The organism is Ancylobacter sp., assembly GCF_965279025.1.
GTDB lineage: Bacteria > Pseudomonadota > Alphaproteobacteria > Rhizobiales > Xanthobacteraceae > Ancylobacter.
This window is the reverse complement of record NZ_OZ257132.1, coordinates 427,207-444,372: the sequence shown is the minus strand read 5'-3', so window position 1 is coordinate 444,372 and position 17,166 is coordinate 427,207. Positions and strand designations below refer to the sequence as shown.

General features: G+C 69.0%; 17 protein-coding genes. 6 read left to right on the top strand and 11 right to left on the bottom strand.

Annotation, left to right across the window (positions count from 1 at the left end; translation table 11 throughout):
• Positions 1-76: 76 nt before the first annotated feature.
• Entirely contained in the window at positions 77-1,168 is a 1,092-nt protein-coding gene (locus tag ACQY76_RS02080) for a 5-(carboxyamino)imidazole ribonucleotide synthase (protein ID WP_428031265.1), read from the bottom strand.
• The gene (gene purE, locus ACQY76_RS02075; RefSeq protein ID WP_428031264.1) at positions 1,165-1,674 is read right to left on the bottom strand and encodes a 5-(carboxyamino)imidazole ribonucleotide mutase; all 510 of its coding nucleotides are present in this window, start codon (positions 1,672-1,674) and stop codon (positions 1,165-1,167) included. The genes ACQY76_RS02080 and purE overlap by 4 nt, the downstream gene beginning before the upstream one ends.
• A 294-nt stretch (positions 1,675-1,968) precedes the next feature.
• On the opposite strand from purE, the gene ACQY76_RS02070 reads away from it, so the two are divergent.
• Entirely contained in the window at positions 1,969-4,065 is a 2,097-nt protein-coding gene (locus ACQY76_RS02070) for a L,D-transpeptidase family protein (RefSeq protein WP_428031263.1), read from the top strand.
• Positions 4,066-4,320: 255 nt separating this feature from the next.
• On the top strand, positions 4,321-6,033 hold the full coding sequence (locus ACQY76_RS02065; protein WP_428031262.1) for a DUF882 domain-containing protein: 1,713 nt from the start codon (positions 4,321-4,323) through the stop codon (positions 6,031-6,033).
• 80 nt (positions 6,034-6,113) lie between these two features.
• On the opposite strand, the gene ACQY76_RS02060 is transcribed toward ACQY76_RS02065, so the two are convergent.
• The 3 genes from ACQY76_RS02060 to ACQY76_RS02050 form a co-directional block, all read right to left on the bottom strand.
• A complete protein-coding gene (locus ACQY76_RS02060; protein ID WP_428031261.1) occupies positions 6,114-6,395 on the bottom strand; it encodes a DUF2312 domain-containing protein in 282 nt (93 codons plus the stop codon).
• A gap of 185 nt (positions 6,396-6,580) precedes the next feature.
• The gene (locus tag ACQY76_RS02055; RefSeq protein WP_428031260.1) at positions 6,581-6,883 is read right to left on the bottom strand and encodes a DUF1244 domain-containing protein; all 303 of its coding nucleotides are present in this window, start codon (positions 6,881-6,883) and stop codon (positions 6,581-6,583) included.
• A 27-nt stretch (positions 6,884-6,910) separates the two neighbouring features.
• Positions 6,911-7,759 carry an N-formylglutamate amidohydrolase gene (locus ACQY76_RS02050; protein ID WP_428031259.1) on the bottom strand — a complete coding sequence of 283 codons (849 nt, stop codon included), beginning with the start codon at positions 7,757-7,759 and terminating at the stop codon, positions 6,911-6,913.
• 174 nt (positions 7,760-7,933) lie between these two features.
• On the opposite strand from ACQY76_RS02050, the gene ACQY76_RS02045 reads away from it, so the two are divergent.
• Entirely contained in the window at positions 7,934-9,226 is a 1,293-nt protein-coding gene (locus ACQY76_RS02045; RefSeq protein ID WP_428031258.1) for a glycerate kinase type-2 family protein, read from the top strand.
• Complete coding sequence (locus tag ACQY76_RS02040; protein ID WP_428031257.1) at positions 9,195-9,752, top strand: DUF1036 domain-containing protein; 558 nt, start codon at positions 9,195-9,197, stop codon at positions 9,750-9,752. The genes ACQY76_RS02045 and ACQY76_RS02040 overlap by 32 nt, the downstream gene beginning before the upstream one ends.
• A 174-nt stretch (positions 9,753-9,926) precedes the next feature.
• Here the strand turns inward: ACQY76_RS02040 and ACQY76_RS02035 are convergent, their stop codons facing one another.
• From ACQY76_RS02035 to ACQY76_RS02010, 6 genes are all read right to left on the bottom strand, one after another.
• Positions 9,927-11,417 (bottom strand): Do family serine endopeptidase, encoded by a 1,491-nt coding sequence (locus ACQY76_RS02035; protein ID WP_428032913.1) that lies wholly within the window; start codon positions 11,415-11,417, stop codon positions 9,927-9,929.
• A gap of 230 nt (positions 11,418-11,647) precedes the next feature.
• Positions 11,648-11,833: a DUF2065 domain-containing protein gene (locus ACQY76_RS02030; protein ID WP_428031256.1), complete on the bottom strand. Its 186-nt coding sequence runs from the start codon at positions 11,831-11,833 to the stop codon at positions 11,648-11,650.
• A 12-nt stretch (positions 11,834-11,845) separates the two neighbouring features.
• The gene (hflC, locus tag ACQY76_RS02025; RefSeq protein WP_428031255.1) at positions 11,846-12,811 is read right to left on the bottom strand and encodes a protease modulator HflC; all 966 of its coding nucleotides are present in this window, start codon (positions 12,809-12,811) and stop codon (positions 11,846-11,848) included.
• Entirely contained in the window at positions 12,808-13,962 is a 1,155-nt protein-coding gene (gene hflK, locus ACQY76_RS02020) for an FtsH protease activity modulator HflK (protein ID WP_428031254.1), read from the bottom strand. The genes hflC and hflK overlap by 4 nt, the downstream gene beginning before the upstream one ends.
• A gap of 181 nt (positions 13,963-14,143) precedes the next feature.
• Complete coding sequence (locus ACQY76_RS02015) at positions 14,144-14,422, bottom strand: ribbon-helix-helix domain-containing protein (protein WP_428031253.1); 279 nt, start codon at positions 14,420-14,422, stop codon at positions 14,144-14,146.
• Positions 14,419-14,607, bottom strand: coding sequence for a DUF4169 family protein (locus ACQY76_RS02010; RefSeq protein WP_428031252.1), 189 nt, complete (start codon positions 14,605-14,607; stop codon positions 14,419-14,421). Before ACQY76_RS02010 ends, ACQY76_RS02015 begins: the two co-directional genes overlap by 4 nt.
• A 401-nt stretch (positions 14,608-15,008) precedes the next feature.
• On the opposite strand from ACQY76_RS02010, the gene fumC reads away from it, so the two are divergent.
• Both fumC and ACQY76_RS02000 read left to right on the top strand, forming a co-directional pair.
• Positions 15,009-16,400: a class II fumarate hydratase gene (fumC, locus tag ACQY76_RS02005; RefSeq protein ID WP_428031251.1), complete on the top strand. Its 1,392-nt coding sequence runs from the start codon at positions 15,009-15,011 to the stop codon at positions 16,398-16,400.
• Between the two features lie 132 nt (positions 16,401-16,532).
• Positions 16,533-17,165 carry a Spy/CpxP family protein refolding chaperone gene (locus ACQY76_RS02000; protein WP_428031250.1) on the top strand — a complete coding sequence of 211 codons (633 nt, stop codon included), beginning with the start codon at positions 16,533-16,535 and terminating at the stop codon, positions 17,163-17,165.
• The last annotated feature ends 1 nt before the right edge of the window (position 17,166 follow it).

Sequence of the window (17,166 nt, the reverse complement as noted above, 5' to 3'; positions counted from 1 at the left end):
CGAAGGCGAAAAGGCGCGGCCCGATCGGAAGCCACCGTCCCGACGCGGCCGGCGCCTGCCCGCCGCGTCGCGGTCCTCACTCCTCGAAGATGCGGGTCACGTGGCCCATCTTGCGGCCGGGGCGGGCTTCCGCCTTGCCATAGAGGTGCAGATGCGCGCCGGGCTCGTCCAGCAGCGCCTGCCATTGATCCGCCTCGTCGCCGATGAGGTTGGTCATCTCGACATGGCCGAGCCGCTCCACCGCGCCGAGCGGCCAGCCGGCAATGGCGCGCACATGCTGCTCGAACTGGCTGGTGAGGGCGCCATTCAGCGTCCAGTGGCCGGAATTGTGCACGCGCGGGGCGATTTCGTTGACGATCACGCCCTGCGCGCCGTCCTCCACCACGAGGAACATTTCCACCGCGAACACGCCGACATAGCCGAGCGCCTCGCCGATGCGGCGGGCGATCTCGCGGGCGACGGCGTCGACCGCCGGGGTCACGTCGGCCGGAACCGTGGAACGGAACAGGATGTGGTGGCGGTGCTCGTTCTGCGTCACCTCATAGGCCTTGAAGCGGCCATCCTCGGTGCGGGCGGCGACCACCGAGACCTCGCGCTCGAACGGCACGAAGCCCTCCAAGATCGAAGGGTGGCGGCCCACCGCCTTGAAGGCGGCGGCGGCGTCGTCGCCGTCGCGGATGATCACCTGGCCCTTGCCGTCATAGCCGAAGCGGCGGGTCTTCAGCACCGCCGGGCGGCCGATCTCGGCCAGCGCGGCCTCCAGATCCGCCTCGTTGCAGACGTCGGCGAAGGGCGCGGTCTCGATGCCGAGGCGGGAGACGAAGGTCTTCTCCTCCAGCCGGTCCTGGGTGATGCCGAGCGCCCGCGCGCCGGGATGGACCGGCACGTGGCGGGCCAGGAACTCGGCCGTGTAGACCGGCACGTTCTCGAATTCATAGGTGACGACGTCGACCGCGCGGGCGAAGTGCTCCAGCGCGGCGAAATCGTCGTAGGCGGCTTGGGTGTGGGCGCCCGCCACGTCGAAGGCGGGGCTCGCCTCCTCCGGCGCGTAGATATGCGCCTTCAGCCCCAGCGGGGCGGCGGCGAGGGCGATCATGCGGGCGAGCTGGCCGCCGCCCAGAATGCCGATGGTGTCGCCGGGCGCGAGAATCTTCGAAGCCGTGCTCATTCCGGGCTCTCCGTCACGGCGGCGGTGCGCGCCGCGCGCCATTGCGCCAGCCGGTCCGCCAGCGCCGCATCGGAAAGCGCCAGCACGGCGGCGGCCAGCAGGCCGGCATTGGTCGCCCCGGCCTTGCCGATGGCGAGCGTGCCGACCGGGATGCCGGCGGGCATCTGCACGATGGAATACAGGCTGTCGAGGCCGGACAGCGCCTTCGATTCCACCGGCACGCCGAACACCGGCAGGGCGGTGAGCGAGGCGACCATGCCGGGCAGATGCGCCGCGCCGCCGGCGCCGGCGATGATCACCTGATAGCCGGCCTGCTTCGCGCCCTTGGCGAAGGCGAACATGCGCTCGGGCGTGCGATGGGCGGAGACGATGCGGCAGTCATGGCCGATGCCGAGCGCGTCCAGCGTCTCGGCGGCGTGGCGCATGGTCTCCCAGTCCGACTGGCTGCCCATGATGATGGCGACGGGTCGATGGGTGGCGGCCGTACCGGCCGTCAGGTCGCTCATTCTGTCTGCTCGCCCTTTCCGGAAAGGCGCGGATTATAGGAATCGCACGCCCGGGAGCAAGGGAAGATAAGGGATGGCGGCGAGGAGGAGGCGGGCAGGGCCATGCTTGAGCCGCCGAATATGCTTAACACGGCCTTTACCAGCCCGCGCCAAAGTGGCGCCCGAGAGATTCCCGGGGGATCCGCCTGCCGTGTTCGTGAGTTGAACCGGCTGTGGGCTGTGGTCAGATCGTCGCCGAATCCCTGTCGGGAAGGCGAGGCCGGTCTGTCCGGGGCGGGAAAAGCGGAGAAGCAGATGTCCGGTCGCGGCGTGTCGATTTGGGGTGAAGAGCGAGGCGCGGGTCGCCGGCGCACGGGCGCGGCTCGTCTGCTGACGGCGGCGGGCCTGGCGCTCACCGTCGCGGGTGGAACCGGCTTCACCGTCGAGGCGCAGGAAACCAACGGCAGCGCGACGACCGGCAGTGCGATCGCCATCGACCGCGCCGGCAGCGGCACGGGTGACCGCGCGCCCGCCTTCGATCCCGGCGCCGCCGGCATGGCGCGCAGCGGCTATGCCGCGTCACCCCTGCCGTTGATCGCCGACGACAGCCAGCCCTTCGACATGGCCGCCCCGCGCCGCCCCAGCCCCGCCACCAGCGCCGCGCTGGCGATGCGCCCCGTTGCCGAACCGGTGGCGGCCGAGCCCTTCGCCAGCGGCCCGGCGCTCATCGCCGCCCCTTCCGTCGGCGAGGGAGCGCCCGGCACTGGCGCCGCCACGCCGGGCACGACCACCGATTCGCCCGCCACACCCGCCACAAATCCGGCCGCCGCGCCGGCGCTGGCGCCGCCGCCCCCTGCAGCGCAGGCCGCTGCGCCGGCGCCGGTGAGCGCGAGGCTGGCGGAGATCGTCAGCGGCCAGCTGCCGCGCCTCGCCCCCCGGCAGGCCGACCAGCAGGCCTTGGCCGCCTTCTACGCCGACCGCCAGTATCAGCCTGTCTTCACGGCCGAGGCCGGCCTCACGCCGCTCGGCCAGAGCGCGGTGGACGTGTTCGCCGCCGCCGGCGAGGAGGGGCTGGACCCCGCCGATTACAGCGTGCCGCCGCTGCCGGCGGACGCCGACGCGGCGCAGCGCGCGGATGCCGAGATGCGGCTCGCCGCCATGACGCTGGTCTATGCGCGCCATGTGCAGAGCGGGCGTTTCGACCCCAAGATCATTTCCAAGGATGTCGACCCCACGCCCACCGTGCCGGACGCGGCCACCGTGCTGGCGCAGGTCGCGGGCGCTCCCGATCCGCGCGCGGTCTTTGCGAGCTTCGCCCCGCAATACGGGCAGTACAAGGCGCTGAAGGAGAAGCTGGCGACGCTGATGGCGCAGGCGCCGGCGGTTTCCCACGCCCTTATTCCCCCCGGCCCCTCGCTGCGGCCCGGCGAGAGCGACCCGCGCGTGCCGCTGCTGCGCGCCCGTCTCGGCGTCGCCGCCGATGGAGGCGACGACCGCTATGATTCGCTTGTTGTGGACGCCGTGGAGGATTTCCAACGCCAGGCCGGCCTCGCGCCCGACGGCATCGTCGGACGCGGCACGCTGGCGGCGCTGAACGACACCGGCGCCGACCCGGTGCCCGATATCGTCGCCAATATGGAGCGCTGGCGCTGGGTGCCGCACGAGGTGGCGCCGGCCTATGTGATGGTGAACATCCCGGAATTCATGGTGCGGGTGGTGGTGGACGAGCAGCCCATCCACCAGACGCGCGTCGTCGTGGGCAAGCCGGAGACGCAGACGCCGATCCTGAGCGAGAACATGCAATATGCGGTGTTCAACCCGTCCTGGCATGTCCCGCCCAGCATCATGCGCAACGAGATGCTGCCCAAGCTGCAGGCCGACCCCTATGCGCTGCAGCGGCAGGGAATCGACGTGGTCCGCAATGGCCGCGTCATCGACCCCGGCATGGTGGACTGGCGCCGCGGCACGCAGGGCTATGCGTTCCGGCAGGAGCCGGGCGAGCGCAACGCTCTGGGGCGGATGAAGTTCATGTTCCCCAACAAGCACGCGGTCTATCTGCACGACACGCCGAGCCGGGCGCTGTTCGCGCGCGACCGCCGGGCGTTCAGCCATGGCTGCGTGCGCGTGCTCGAGCCGCTAGAATTCGCCGAGGTGCTGTTCTCCCTCGGCCGGCCGAAGGAAGGCTGGACCCAGCAGAAGCTGTCGCGCCTGCTCGGAGGTGATGAGAAATCGCTGCCGCTGAAAAATAAATTCCCGGTCCACCTCGTCTATTTCACCACATTCGTCGACGGCAACGGGCAGATGGTGAGCCGCGAGGACCTCTACGGCATCAATGCCGCCACCAAAGCCAATCTCGGCCTTGGCGGCACTCGGCAATTTGCCGATCGCGGCCCGCAGGCCGTACAGCGCTGAGGCAGCTCAGCACCGTCGTTTGTGGCATAGTGAACACGGTCGAGCGGAAAGATCGCTCGATTGCGGCAATTACTCGCGAATTTGACTGTGAGGCACTCTTTTGCCACAGTCACTTTCTAGCCAGAGAGGCAATAGGCGTGGGGGTGAGGTCGTAACAACCTCTTAACCAAACCCGAGAAGACTATGTTCACCATGCGCGGTCCGGGCGCTCCTGCCCGTATCGTCTCAGGAAACGTTGAGTTCGGGTTCAAGCCGTTGCGAATCACAACCGCCCTTCGTTCGTCAACGATCGCCAAGGCCGCCGCCATCGCGGCGGTCGCCACGCTGTGCAGCACCGATCTGCTTCAGGACGCGGTGGCGAATGGCGACACGCGCACGCTGACCATCCACCACGTGCATTCCGGCGCTTCCGCCACGGTCACCTTCAAGCGCAATGGCCGCTACGACCCGGCGGCGCTGAAGCAGCTCAATGTCCTGATGCAGGATTGGCGGCGCAAGGAATCGACGGAGATGGACCCCCGTCTCTTCGACATCGTCTGGGAAGTCTACCGCGAGGTCGATGCCAGCCAGCCGATCCAGGTGATTGGCGGCTACCGCTCGCCGGCAACCAACGCCATGCTGCGCTCCCGTTCGCGCGGCGTCGCCCAGACCAGCCTGCACATGCAGGGCCGGGCGATGGATTTCTACATTCCCGGCGTGCCGCTGGCGAAGGTGCGCGAGGCCGGGCTGCGGCTGCAGCGCGGCGGCGTCGGCTTCTACCCGACCTCCGGCTCGCCCTTCGTGCATCTCGACACCGGCGGTATCCGCCACTGGCCGCGCATGAGCCGGCCGGAGCTTGCCCGGGTGTTCCCGGACGGCAAGACGGTTCACGTGCCGTCGGACGGCAAGCCGCTGGCCGGCTACAGCACGGCGCTGGCCCAGGTGGAAGCGCGCGGCAGCGAGCCGGGTGGCGCCGGCGCCGCCTTCGCCGGGCTTTCCGGCGGCAATGATCCCCGCCGCAAGGGTGCCTCCGGCGCGCCGGCCAAGAACATTTTCGCCGGCCTGTTCGGCAAGGATGGCGACGACGACGAGGAGGCCGCGCCCGCTGCGGCCGAGGAAGCGCCGGCCCGGGTCGCCGCGGCGCCCACCCCGCCGGCCGTCAGCCCGTCCGCGACCGCTGCGCCGGCCCCGTCTCAGCCCGCCCCGACACAGGTCGCGCTGGCCGGCCCCATCCCGACCCCGATGCCCCGCCCGGCGCTGCCGGCGGCCGAGGCAGCGCCCGCTCCCGCGATGGTGCCCTTCCAGGTGGCCGCGCTCGGGCCGGTGCCGCTGCCGCAGCGCAATCCCTTGCCGCGCGATTCGTCGCCGCGCGAGGCCGTGGCCGCCGCCCCCGTGCCGCGTCCTGTTGCCCCCGGCGTGCCGGCGAGCGATCGGGCCGACCTCGCGGCGCTCGCCGCCGCCATTCCGATGCCGGGCACGCCCGAGGCAACCAATAACCGCCAGATCGCCACCGCGCTGGCGCCGGCCTCGCAGGCGCGCCCCAGCGAGGTGGGCGGGCTGCCGGAAGTGATCGTGCGCGGCACGGGCGGCGAAGGCCCGGCTCTCGCCTATGCCGATGCCGCCGGCAGCGTCTTCTCGGCGCCACGGCTTCAGCCCGGCCGCGCGCCGGAACCGGAGGCGGGCGTCGCCCGCGCGGCACGTCCCGCCGCTGCCGCCCAGGCGCGCAAGCCGCAGCCTTATTCGCAGGCCATGGTCGCGGAAATTCGCCGCCTGTTCAGCGGTCCCAGCGTGGCGGGCAACGTTTCCATGCACCTGCCGGAGCTGCGCCGCTTCGCGGCCTTCGTCGCGCCGCCGCGCCGCATCGTCGCCGTGCAGTTCAGCCGCGAGGGCGTGGGCGGTCTGTCGACCACGCAGTTCTCCGGCGAGGCGGTGGTGTCGGTGCCGGTCGTGGCGATGATGACGGCGGCCCCGCTCAAGAAGCCGCTCTGAGCCTCACGACTGGGCTGGAAACGGCGCGGGCGGCCATTGGCCGCCCGGTCGGTCTGTCGGTTGATTGATCGGCTGGCCGGTCAGCTCGGGCTGAGCATGCCCAACGCCTGCATGTACAGGTCGACGATCGCCTCGTGCTCGGCGCGCTGGTCGGCGTCCTGCTTGCGGATCTTGAGGATTTCCCGCAGCGCCTTGGTGTCGAAGCCGGTGCCCTTGGCTTCGGCGAAGACGTCCTTGATGTCGTCGGCGATGGTCTTCTTTTCTTCCTCAAGGCGCTCGATGCGCTCGATGAAGGATTTCAGCTGCTCCTTGGCGAAGCCGGCGGCGGCATCGGACATGGGCTCGTTCGGAATATCGGACATGTTCTCTCCGGGGCATCGGGCAGGGCCCGGCGTCTAGACGGCAATTCGGGCGGCGATGAGGAGCGCATGCCGGGCGGGCCGTCAAGGCAAAGGGGCGCCTTGGCGGCGCGTCAGTGCCCGCTGGCCCCGCTATCCACCGCGAATTCCACGCCGGCGGCGGGTTCCGGCCTGTGCCGGCGCCGGGTTCAGTGCCCGCCCGCTCCCGGGAAGGCGGCCTTCTGCTCCGGCGTCGCCTCGCTCTGGTGCTGCGCCTTCCACTCCTCATAGGGCATGCCGTAGACCGCCAGACGTCCCTCGTCCTTGGAGAGCGGCACGCCGCGCTCCTTGGCGGCATCCACAAGCCAGTTGGACAGGCAGTTGCGGCAGAAGCCCGCCATGTTCATCAGATCGATGTTCTGCACGTCCGTACGTGTGCGCAGATGCGCGACGAGGCGGCGAAACGCGGCCGCCTCCAGCTCGGTGCGGGTGGTGTCGTCGCTTTCGCTCATGGGAGCCTCCCGGGAATGATCCTGCCCTCAGATGGGGGGCACCGGGCCGGTGCGCGAGCCATAGGCGCGGATTTCATGCAGTTCCGGCCGGGCGAGGATCTCCGGCAGCAGGCCGGCGAGCCGGTCGGCCCAAGCGCGCTGGCCATCCACCTCGGCGATGAGATCCTGGCGGATTTCCAGCAGGGTGCTGGCGAGGCCGCGCACCGTGGCGTGGCGGTACAGGCAATCGCCGCGCAGCGCGCCGTCATAAGGCTCGTTATCGCCGACGATGAGGTCGCCGGGGGCTTCCAGCGCGTCGATCAGCTCGCGGGTGAAGCGGGGGTCGCTGTCCCACAGCACGGCGGCGTGCCAGGGCCGCGCGAGACCGCGCCAGACCGGCGTGAAGCTGTGGAGCGAGAGCAGGGCCGGCACCACGCCCTGCGCCAGCGCGGCCTCGATCTCTGCATGGATGGCGTCGTGATAGGGGCGGTGGAACAGCGCGAGCCGCCGCTCGATCTCCGCCTCGTCGGCATGGCGATTGCCGGGAACGACGGCGCCGTCGGACAGCCGCATCACCAGAGTGGGATCGTCCTCGCCGCGATTGGGGTCGATGAGCAGGCGCGAATAGCGGGTGAGCAGGGCCGGGCAGCCGAGACGGTGGGCCAGCATGCGGGTAACGCCGGCCGCGCCGATATCATAGCCGATATGGCGCTCAAGTTCGGCCTTCGGCAGGCCGAGCGAGCCATAGGCCGCGGGCAGGGCGTTGGAGGCGTGGTCGCACAGCAGGATGAGCCCGTGCGTCAGCGCGCCGGGAACCCGCTCGACCGCTCGAAACGGCACGGCAGGGTCGGGCGGGGTGTCGGTCGAGGGTGAATCGTCCGTCGAAAGGCGGCGCATATTTGCCTGCGAGCTGGAGCGAAGTGTGGAAGAGGATATCGACGTAACGCTTGCGGTGCCATAGGAATACGCCCGTTTCGCGTCGCGCGGTTCGGGATTCGCGCCCGCGCGCGCACCAGGCAGAAGCCGGCCGGCGAACCGGCAGGGAGGCCTTTCGGGGCGGGGTAGGGTTTGATGACTGACGTTTCGGCGCGTAGCTTTCTCGATCGCCTGTTTACCGCTGCGGTTGCGGCGGCTCATCCTTCCACCTGCCTGCCCCCGGCGCTGCCGCCGCCGCCTGCCAAGGGCCGTCTGATCCTTCTCGCTGCCGGCAAGGCCGCCGGCTCGATGCTGGAAGTGGCCGAGCGTCATTATCTCGACGAGATGGGCGTCGATCCCGCCCGGCTGGCCGGCATCGGCGTGGCCCGCCATGGCTATGGCCGCCCGACGCGGCAATTGGAGATGGTCGAGGCCGGGCACCCCGTGCCCGACGCGGCGGGCCTTGCCGGTGCGCAGAAGGCCATCGACCTCGCCGCCTCGGCAACCGCCGACGACCTCGTGCTGGTGCTGCTCTCGGGCGGCGCGTCGGCCAACTGGATCGCGCCGGCGCTCGGCGTCGAGCTCGACGACAAACGGGCGCTGACGCGCGCGCTGCTGCGGTCCGGCGCCAACATCACCGAGATCAACACGGTGCGTAAGCATCTCTCGCGCATCAAGGGCGGGCGTCTGGCGGCGCTGGCGCAGCCGGCGCGGGTGGTGACGCTGTCGGTTTCCGACGTGCCGGGCGACGATCCGGCGGTGATCGGGTCCGGCCCGACCGTGCCGGACCCGACGACGCTGGCCGAGGCGCGCGACGTGCTCGCCCGCTACCGCATCGACCCGCCGCCGTCCGTCGCCGTGGCGCTGCGCGATCCGGCCAATGAATCGCCCAAGCCCGGCGACGCGGCCTTCGAGGGCTCGGAATACGTGCTGATCTCCCGCCCGGCGGATTCCTTCGTCGCGGCGGAGAGGATCGCCCGCGAGGCCGGCATCGAGCCGATCCTGCTTGGCGACAATCTGGAGGGCGAGGCCCGCGAGGTGGCGCAGGCGCAGGCCGCCAAGGCGCGTGAACTGAAGGCGGCGGGCCGCAAGGCGGTGCTGCTCTCCGGCGGCGAATTGACGGTGACCATGCGCGGGCAGGGCCGTGGCGGTCCCAACCAGGAATATGCGCTGGCGCTCGCGGTGGCGCTCGACGGCGCCGCCGGCATCTATGCGGTTGCCGGCGATACAGACGGCACCGATGGCGGCGGCGGCGACGCCTCCGACCCCGCTGGCGCCTATGTGATGCCGGACACGCTGGCCCGTGCCAAGGCGGCGGGTCTCGATCCTGCCGCCTTTCTCGCCAATAACGATTCGACCAGCTTCTTCGAGCCCCTCGGGGACCTCCTCACGCCGGGGCCGACCTGCACGAACGTCAATGATTTCCGAGCCGTTCTCGTCGACGAGTGACCCCGCTCCCCGCGATGCCGCCCGCTGTGGCGCGTCGCGCCGGGGTGGCACCGTGATCCGTGCATTGCTCGCCGCATTGCTGGCGGTGCCGGTGCTCGCCACGCTGATGCCGCAGCCGGCGGCGGCGGATTTCCGCCTGTGCAACCGCTCCAGCAGCCGGGTGGGCATCGCGCTGGGCTACAAGGACGGCAATGCCTGGTCCACCGAGGGCTGGTGGAACATCGGCGCAAACAGCTGCGAGACCCTGCTGCGCGGCGACCTGGTGGCGCGGTTCTATTACGTCTACGCCATCGACTACGATCTCGGCGGCGAATGGTCCGGCAAGGCGTTCATGTGCACGCGCGAGAAGGAATTCACCATTCGCGGCATCCAGGACTGCCTGGCGCGCGGCTTCGACCGTACCGGCTTCTTCGAGGTCGACACGCACGAGCAGAAGAGCTGGACCGTGCAGCTGACCGAGAGCAAGACCTCGCAGGCGGACACCGGCACGCCGCATCTGCCGCCCATGCCGCCGCCGAGGCCCTGACGGCGCCCCCGGTCTCCCCGCTTCAACACCACAGAATGGCGTGAGCTGAAACCCCGGAGCGGAAGCGCCCGGGGGTACATGATCGCGGTCGCGGCCGGCAAGACGTGGCGCGCAGACGCGGCCGGCAAGACGCGCGGCCTCGCCCGCCTCTTCAGCGGGCGGGGCGATCGCGCGCTACTCGATCGGCAGGGCGGTGAAGCGGATCTGGCCTTCCGGGTCCGCCACCATCAGCAGGGCCGAGCGCCGGCCCTCCTTCTTGAGCGCGGCGACGCGGCCCTCGACATCGCCGGGGGTCAGGGTGACCTCCTGGTTGATTTCGACGATGAGGTTGCCCGGCGCAATGCCGCGCTCGGCGGCGACGGAGCCTGCCTCGACCGCCATTACCACCACGCCTTTGAGCTCGTCCTTGATCTTGAAGCGGGTGCGCAGCTCCGGCGTCATCTCGGCCATCTCGATGCCCATCAGCTTGCTGGTGGCCACCGGGGGCGCCGTGTCCGGCTTCTGCTCCGGCGTCTCGGCGGCGCTCGGCGTGGCGGTGCCCTCGTCGAGGCGGCCGACCACGAGCTTCAGCGTCTCCTGCTGGCCCTTGCGGACGACGACGACGTCGACTTCCTTGTCGACCGGCGTATCGGCCACGATGATCGGCAGGGAGCGCATGTCCTTCACCTCCTTGCCGTCGAAGCTGACCACCACGTCGCCCGCCTTGAGGCCGCCCTTGGCGGCGGGGCCGTCCTCGTTCACCGAGCCGATCAGCGCGCCCCGCGCGCGGTCGAGCGACAGGCTCTCGGCGATCTCCGGCGTGACCTGCTGGATGCGCACGCCGATCCAGCCGCGCCGCGTTTCGCCGAACTCCTTGAGCTGGGCGATGATCGGCACGGCGGTGTTGGAGGGCACGGCGAAGCCGATGCCGATGGAGCCGCCGGAGGGCGAGATGATGGCGGTGTTGATGCCGACCACGTCGCCTTCCATGTTGAAGAGCGGGCCGCCGGAATTGCCGCGGTTGATGGCGGCGTCGGTCTGCAGGAAATTGTCGTAGGGGCCCGAATTGATGTCGCGGTTGCGGGCGGAGATGACGCCCACGGTGAGCGTGCCGCCGAGCCCGAACGGGTTGCCGATCGCCATCACCCAGTCGCCGACGCGCAGAATGTCGGAATTGCCGAACTTCACCGCCTTGAGCGGCTTGGCGGGGTCGGGCGTAACCTTGAGCAGAGCGAGGTCGATCTTGGTGTCGCGGCCGACGATCTCCGCCTTCAGCTTCGAGCCGTCGGCGAAATTGGCGTAGACCTCGTCGGCATCGGCGATGACATGGTTGTTGGTGACGATGAAGCCGGTCTCGTCGATGACGAAGCCCGAGCCGAGCGACGAAACGCGGCGCGGCGTCTTGTCCTCGCCCTGCTGCTGGCGGCGCTTGAAGAACTCCTCGAAGAACTCCTCGAAGGGCGAGCCGGGCGGAAGTTCCGGTGTCGGCACGCTGCGGGAGGGGGCGACGGTCTGCGAGGTGGAGATGTTGACGACCGCGTCCATGATGAGGGCGGCGGTGTCGGCGACCGTGTCGGGGCCCTTGGTCGCGGCCGCGCGGGCCGCGTGCGGCATCACGGTCAGCGAGGCGGCCAGGCTGGCGGCGATGAGCGTTGCTGCGGCGAGACGTCGCGTGAGGCGGGCCATGCCGGACAGCGCCGGGCGCGGGCGGGCCCGAGGGCCGGGATATTCGACGACGCGACGCTCAAGGCCGAGACGCTCAAGGCATTGATTCATGAAGCCTCCTTGGCGCCGCCGCGCCGAACCGGGCGGCGCGGGCGAGAAGCCGCGCGCCGTTCCGACCGACGCTAAACGGCGCTAGGAGCGATGCAAGCCAAAAGAGTGCGAGGAGGCAGGGGCGTGTCGCCCCCGCCGGCTTATCCCCGTATCAGCCAGACGATGACGACGCCGATGACGGCGCCGACGATACCGGCCACCCGCAGCGGCGAATCGGGCAATTGCCCGATCGCTTCGGCGGAACGGCGCACCGCACCGGGTGCGGCCGCGAGCACGAGCCCCTCGATCACCAGAACGAGGCCAAGCGCGACGATGAGATCATACATCGTCGCGCCGCTTTAGTTGGCGGGCGCGGCGGCCGGCACGGCCGCCGGGGCAGGCGCGACGGCTGCCGCAGGCGCGACGGCTGCCGCAGGCGCGGCGGATGCCGCCGCCGGACGGGCGGCAGGGTTGCCGAAGAACCGGAAGAACTCCGAATCCGGCGCCAGCAGCATGCGGGTGTCCGACCCCTTCAGCGACGTCTCATAGGCCTGCATGGACCGGTAGAAGTCGAAGAAGTCCCGGTCCTGGGTGTAGGCCTGCGCGAAGATATCGTTGCGCAGGGCCTCGCCTTCGCCGCGCAGCTTGTCGGCGGTGGCATTGGCCTCGGCGACGATGATCGTCGAATCGCGGTCGGAACGGGCGCGGATGGTCTGCGCCTGTTCCGCACCCTGGGCGCGGATTTCGGACGCCTCGCGCTGGCGCTCGGTCTGCATGCGCTGGAACACCGCCTGGCTGTTGGCTTCGGGCAGATCGGCGCGGCGGATGCGCACGTCGATGATGTTGATGCCGAAGCCGGCGGCCTCGCGGTTCACCTGATCGCGGATGCGCGCCATCAGGGCCTCGCGCTGGTCGCGCACCACCTCGATGAAGGTGGATTCACCCAGAACGCGCCGCAGCGACGAGTTCAGCACCGTGGCCAGGCGCGAATTGGCGCCCTCGATGGTGCCGACCGACTGGTAGAAGCGCAGCGGGTTGACGATGCGGTAACGCGCAAAGGCATCCACCACGAGGCGCTTCTGGTCGGAAGCGATCACTTCCTGGGAGGGGTTTTCGAGATCCAGGATGCGATTGTCGATGAAGATCACGCTGTCGACGAGCGGGATCTTGGCGTGCAGGCCCGGCGCTTCGATGACCCGGATGGGTTCACCCAGGCGCAGCACGAGCGCCTGCTGGGTCTGGTAGACGCTGAACAGCGCGGAGTAGAGCGCGATGAGGACGGCGGCGACGGCAATCGCGATGATGAGACCGAGGCTGTTCCTCATTTCGCGGCTCCCTGACCGGCCGCCGGAGCGGCGCTGCTGCCGGTGAGCGGGGCGAGCGGCAGATAGGGCACGACTCCCGAGGAGCCGCCCGCCGCAGGATCGATGATCACCTTGTCCATTCCGCCGAACACGCGTTCCATTGTTTCGAGATAGAGGCGCTGGCGCGTCACGTCGGGAGCCTTCTGGTACTCGCCGAGTACGCTGAGGAAGCGTGCGGCCTGACCACGGGCCTCGATGATCGCCCGCTCCTTGTAGCCTTCGGCGCCCTGGGTGATGCGCGCGGCATCGCCTCGGGCTTCCGGCACCACGCGGTTGGCGTAGGCCTGGGCCTCGTTCTGCAGACGCTCGGCATCCGCGCGCGCCGCCTGGACATCACGGAAGGCGTCGATGACCTGCGAGGGCGGGTCGACCTTTTGCAGCTGGACCTGGGTAACCAGAATGCCCGACTTGTAGCTGTCGAGCGTCCGCTGCATCAGCTCCTGCACGGCCGTCTCGATGTTCTGGCGGGCGCCGGTGAGGATCGGCTGGATGTTGGTGCGGCCGACCACTTCGCGCATGGCGCTTTCCGCCACCGCCTTGATGGTGCCTTCGGGGTTCTGGACGTTGAACAGGAAGTCGGCGGCGCCGACATCTTCCAGCGAACCGGCCGCCGCGGGCTTCACCATCCAGAAGACGGCGAAATCGACGTCGACGATGTTCTCGTCGCCCGTCAGCATCTGGCTCTCTTCGGCCACATCGCGCACGGCGGCGCCGCGACGCGGGTCCTCGCCGGTGCGCAGGCCGATGTCGATGCGGTTGACGCGGGTCACCTGCGGGGTGAGCACGGTCTCGATCGGGTAGGGGAAATGGTAATTCAGGCCGGGATTGGTGGTCCCGACAAACTTGCCGAAGCGCAGCACCACGCCCTGCTCGTCGGGCTCGACGCGGTAGAAGCCGGACAGCATCCAGACGAGGATGGCGAGAGCCACCACGATCACGATGCCCTTGCCGCTGCCGAAGCCGCCGGGAATGGCCGTGCGCAGCTTTTCCTGGCCGCGGCGGATGAGATCTTCAAGGTCGGGAGAATTCGGCCCCGACGATTGCGGACCAGTGCCCCAAGGGCCGCGCGGACCACCGCCCCATGGCCCGCCGCTCTGGTTCTTCCATGACATTCCGCGGCCACTCCGTTTGCGCGCCCGGCATTGTCCGGGCTCGCAAGCGCAGAACCGGCAGACGCCACCGTGCAAGAAAAACCCGCGTCCCGCCGTCAACGGGCGAGACGAGGCGGTTATAGGTGACGAGGCATCAGGTTACAACGCGCCGCCACCTCCCGATATGGGATCTGCCGCGGGTTTACGCAACGGTAGAGCGAAGGGAGCCGTTCCGATCCGTTGCTTCCATCTGGTCGCGTGCGGTGGGGGAGCTGCGGTAATGGGCCAGAACATAAAGACGAATCGCGGATGACAGGTTGCCCTGGTTGCGACCCGAATCGATCGAGGCAACGATTTCCGACAGAGTGCTGCGCCGGTTGGCCGCGATCTCCTTGAGCGCGTCCCAGAACTGGTCTTCCAGACTGACGCTCGTCTTATGCCCTGCAATCACGATCGACCGCTTCACCACGGGGCTCTTCATGTGTCGTCCTCTCGTATGCGCCTGTGCCCGTCGAGCATCTGTTCCTGCTTTCGTTCCGTAGCCGCCTCAGTTTCGCGCTGAACCTTTGACCGGCCGAACTCCAAACGCCTTGTGGCGGCCGTTTGTTCCGCCTCGGCGCGCGCGATGCGCTTGCGGTGGAGGCGGAGATTCACGATGTCGGCCATCGGCATCGGGCTCCGTTGGTGGGGGTCCGCAGAATCCTGCGCATCAGCTTCATTAGTGCTCTCATAATACCGACAAAAATTGGCTCTTTCCAAGAATTTGAAATCGGCCTGTGCCCCCGCAGCTTTGCAGCCCATGGAAAGCCAGCGACAGGAAGGTAGCGGGCTGACGAGTGGGTTTGGCAAAATGGGGAGGTAGTATGGAACGCGCGAGAGGCGGTGAAGGGGCCACGCCGTAAGGCCATTTCACGCATTTGTGATCCGGCCGGATACCGCACGGACTGCGCTCCTCTCGTCCCACGTCGCATTTCGTCGCTTCGCCCTGCGTGCTAAACCGGCCGCGCATCTCCGGTGCCCCGCTGCCGGGGCTCTCTTTCCGCGTCCGATCCCGAAAGGCTTTGACGATGAGCAATACCCGCATCGAAACCGATACGTTCGGGCCCATCGAGGTGGAGAACGACAAGTATTGGGGCGCGCAGGCGCAGCGCTCTCTCGGCAATTTCAAGATCGGCTGGGAGAAGCAGCCTCTGCCGGTGGTGCGCGCGCTGGGGGTGGTCAAGCGCGCGGCGGCGGAGACCAATCTCGAACTCGGGCATCTCGACGCGACGATTGCCGGCGCCATCGTCCAGGCGGCGCAGGAGGTGATCGACGGCAAGCTCGACGCGCATTTCCCGCTGGCCGTGTGGCAGACCGGCTCGGGCACGCAGTCGAACATGAACGCCAATGAGGTGATCTCGAACCGTGCCATCGAGATTCTCGGCGGCACGCTCGGCTCGAAGAAGCCGGTGCACCCGAACGACCACGTCAATATGAGCCAGTCGTCCAACGACACCTACCCGACGGCGATGCACGTGGCGGCTGCCGAGGAAATCGTCCAGCGCCTGCTCCCCGCCCTCGCCAAGCTGCGCGATGCGCTGGGCGCGAAGGCGGCGGAGTGGCAGCACATCATCAAGATTGGCCGCACCCATACCCAGGACGCCACGCCGCTGACGCTGGGCCAGGAATTCTCCGGCTACACCCAGCAGGTGGCGGTGGGCATCGAGCGCATCGAACTGACCCTGCCGCGGCTGATGGAACTGGCGCAGGGCGGCACGGCGGTCGGCACCGGGCTCAACGCGCCGGTCGGCTTCGCCGAACGGGTGGCCGAGAAGATCGCCGCCATCACCGGCCTGCCTTTCACCACGGCGCCGAACAAGTTCGAGGCGCTGGCCGCGCACGACGCCATGGTGTTTTCCCATGGGGCGATCAACACGGTGGCGGTGTCGCTGTTCAAGATCGCCAATGACATCCGCCTGCTGGGCTCCGGCCCGCGCTCGGGCCTCGGCGAATTGTCGCTGCCGGAGAACGAGCCGGGCTCCTCGATCATGCCGGGCAAGGTGAACCCGACCCAGTGCGAGGCACTCACCCAGGTGTGCGTGCAGGTGTTCGGCAACAATGCCGCGCTGGGCTTCGCCGGCAGCCAGGGGCATTTCGAGCTCAACGTCTACAACCCGGTGATGGCCTATAATTTCCTGCAGTCGGTGCGCCTGCTCTCGGATGCCGCCATCAGCTTCACCGACAATTGCGTCGTCGGCATCGTGCCGCGCGAGGACAATATCAAGGCGGCGCTGGAGCGCTCGCTGATGCTGGTCACCGCGCTGGCGCCGAAGATCGGCTATGACAACGCCGCCAAGATCGCCAAGACCGCGCACAAGAACGGCACCACTCTGCGCGATGAGGCCGTGGGCGGGGGCTATGTTACCAATGAAGAGTTCGATGCAGCGGTTCGACCGGAGAAGATGATTTCTCCCGGTTAATATCTATTCATGAATCTGAACGTCCATTCATCTTCATTTCTGAAGGTAATGGACGTTCATTACCGAAGTTTCATTTGAATATTCTCACGGCATGACCCAGCATCGGCCTCACCTTCACAGGAGATGAGGCCGATGAAACAGACGATCATTGCCGCTACCGCCGCCGCCCTGCTTGCCGGAGTGACCTTCGGCGTGGCGGCGCCGAAGCCGGATGCCGGCGAGCATCCCCGCCTGAGCGTCGAGCAGATGTCCGAATTCGCCGGCGCGATGAGCGATGCCCGCATCGCCGCGCTCAAGGCCGGGCTGCGCCTGACCGCCGAGCAGGAGAAGCTCTGGCCGGCGCTGGAAACCGCGCTGCGCAACGCCTCGAAGGAAAAGATGGAGCGGCATGCCGAGCGCCGGGCCGCGCGGGCCGACCAGCCCCGGGGCGAGCGCCCCGACGTGATCGTGCGCCTGCGCGCGCAGGCCGACGGCATGATCGACCGCGGCGAGACGATGAAGAAGGTCGCGGACGCCGCCGCCCCGCTCTATGACAGCCTCGACGCGCCGCAGCAGGGGCGCTTCGCCATTCTGTTCAAGCAGATCGAGCGCCCGCGCATGGCCGACAGCCGGCGCGGTCCCGGCCGCGAGCACGGCCCCGGCCCGCATCGCTTCGGCCCCGGTGGCCATGGGCCGGATGGCCCGATGCACCACCCCATGCCGCCCGGCCCGATGGATGACGGCCCGGATGGGCCCGATGCCGGCCCGGACGAGGCGCCGCTCTGAG

Excerpts from the sequence above, each read along its gene's own strand:
- ACQY76_RS02080 (WP_428031265.1), bottom strand. The coding sequence starts at position 1,168 with ATGAGCACGGCTTCGAAGATTCTCGCGCCCGGCGACACCATCGGCATT.
- purE (WP_428031264.1), bottom strand. The coding sequence starts at position 1,674 with ATGAGCGACCTGACGGCCGGTACGGCCGCCACCCATCGACCCGTCGCC.
- ACQY76_RS02070 (WP_428031263.1), top strand. The coding sequence starts at position 1,969 with ATGTCCGGTCGCGGCGTGTCGATTTGGGGTGAAGAGCGAGGCGCGGGT.
- ACQY76_RS02060 (WP_428031261.1), bottom strand. The coding sequence starts at position 6,395 with ATGTCCGATATTCCGAACGAGCCCATGTCCGATGCCGCCGCCGGCTTC.
- ACQY76_RS02055 (WP_428031260.1), bottom strand. The coding sequence starts at position 6,883 with ATGAGCGAAAGCGACGACACCACCCGCACCGAGCTGGAGGCGGCCGCG.
- ACQY76_RS02050 (WP_428031259.1), bottom strand. The coding sequence starts at position 7,759 with ATGCGCCGCCTTTCGACGGACGATTCACCCTCGACCGACACCCCGCCC.
- ACQY76_RS02045 (WP_428031258.1), top strand. The coding sequence starts at position 7,934 with ATGACTGACGTTTCGGCGCGTAGCTTTCTCGATCGCCTGTTTACCGCT.
- ACQY76_RS02040 (WP_428031257.1), top strand. The coding sequence starts at position 9,195 with ATGATTTCCGAGCCGTTCTCGTCGACGAGTGACCCCGCTCCCCGCGAT.
- ACQY76_RS02035 (WP_428032913.1), bottom strand. The coding sequence starts at position 11,417 with ATGGCCCGCCTCACGCGACGTCTCGCCGCAGCAACGCTCATCGCCGCC.
- ACQY76_RS02030 (WP_428031256.1), bottom strand. The coding sequence starts at position 11,833 with ATGTATGATCTCATCGTCGCGCTTGGCCTCGTTCTGGTGATCGAGGGG.
- hflC (WP_428031255.1), bottom strand. The coding sequence starts at position 12,811 with ATGAGGAACAGCCTCGGTCTCATCATCGCGATTGCCGTCGCCGCCGTC.
- hflK (WP_428031254.1), bottom strand. The coding sequence starts at position 13,962 with ATGTCATGGAAGAACCAGAGCGGCGGGCCATGGGGCGGTGGTCCGCGC.
- ACQY76_RS02015 (WP_428031253.1), bottom strand. The coding sequence starts at position 14,422 with ATGAAGAGCCCCGTGGTGAAGCGGTCGATCGTGATTGCAGGGCATAAG.
- ACQY76_RS02010 (WP_428031252.1), bottom strand. The coding sequence starts at position 14,607 with ATGGCCGACATCGTGAATCTCCGCCTCCACCGCAAGCGCATCGCGCGC.
- fumC (WP_428031251.1), top strand. The coding sequence starts at position 15,009 with ATGAGCAATACCCGCATCGAAACCGATACGTTCGGGCCCATCGAGGTG.
- ACQY76_RS02000 (WP_428031250.1), top strand. The coding sequence starts at position 16,533 with ATGAAACAGACGATCATTGCCGCTACCGCCGCCGCCCTGCTTGCCGGA.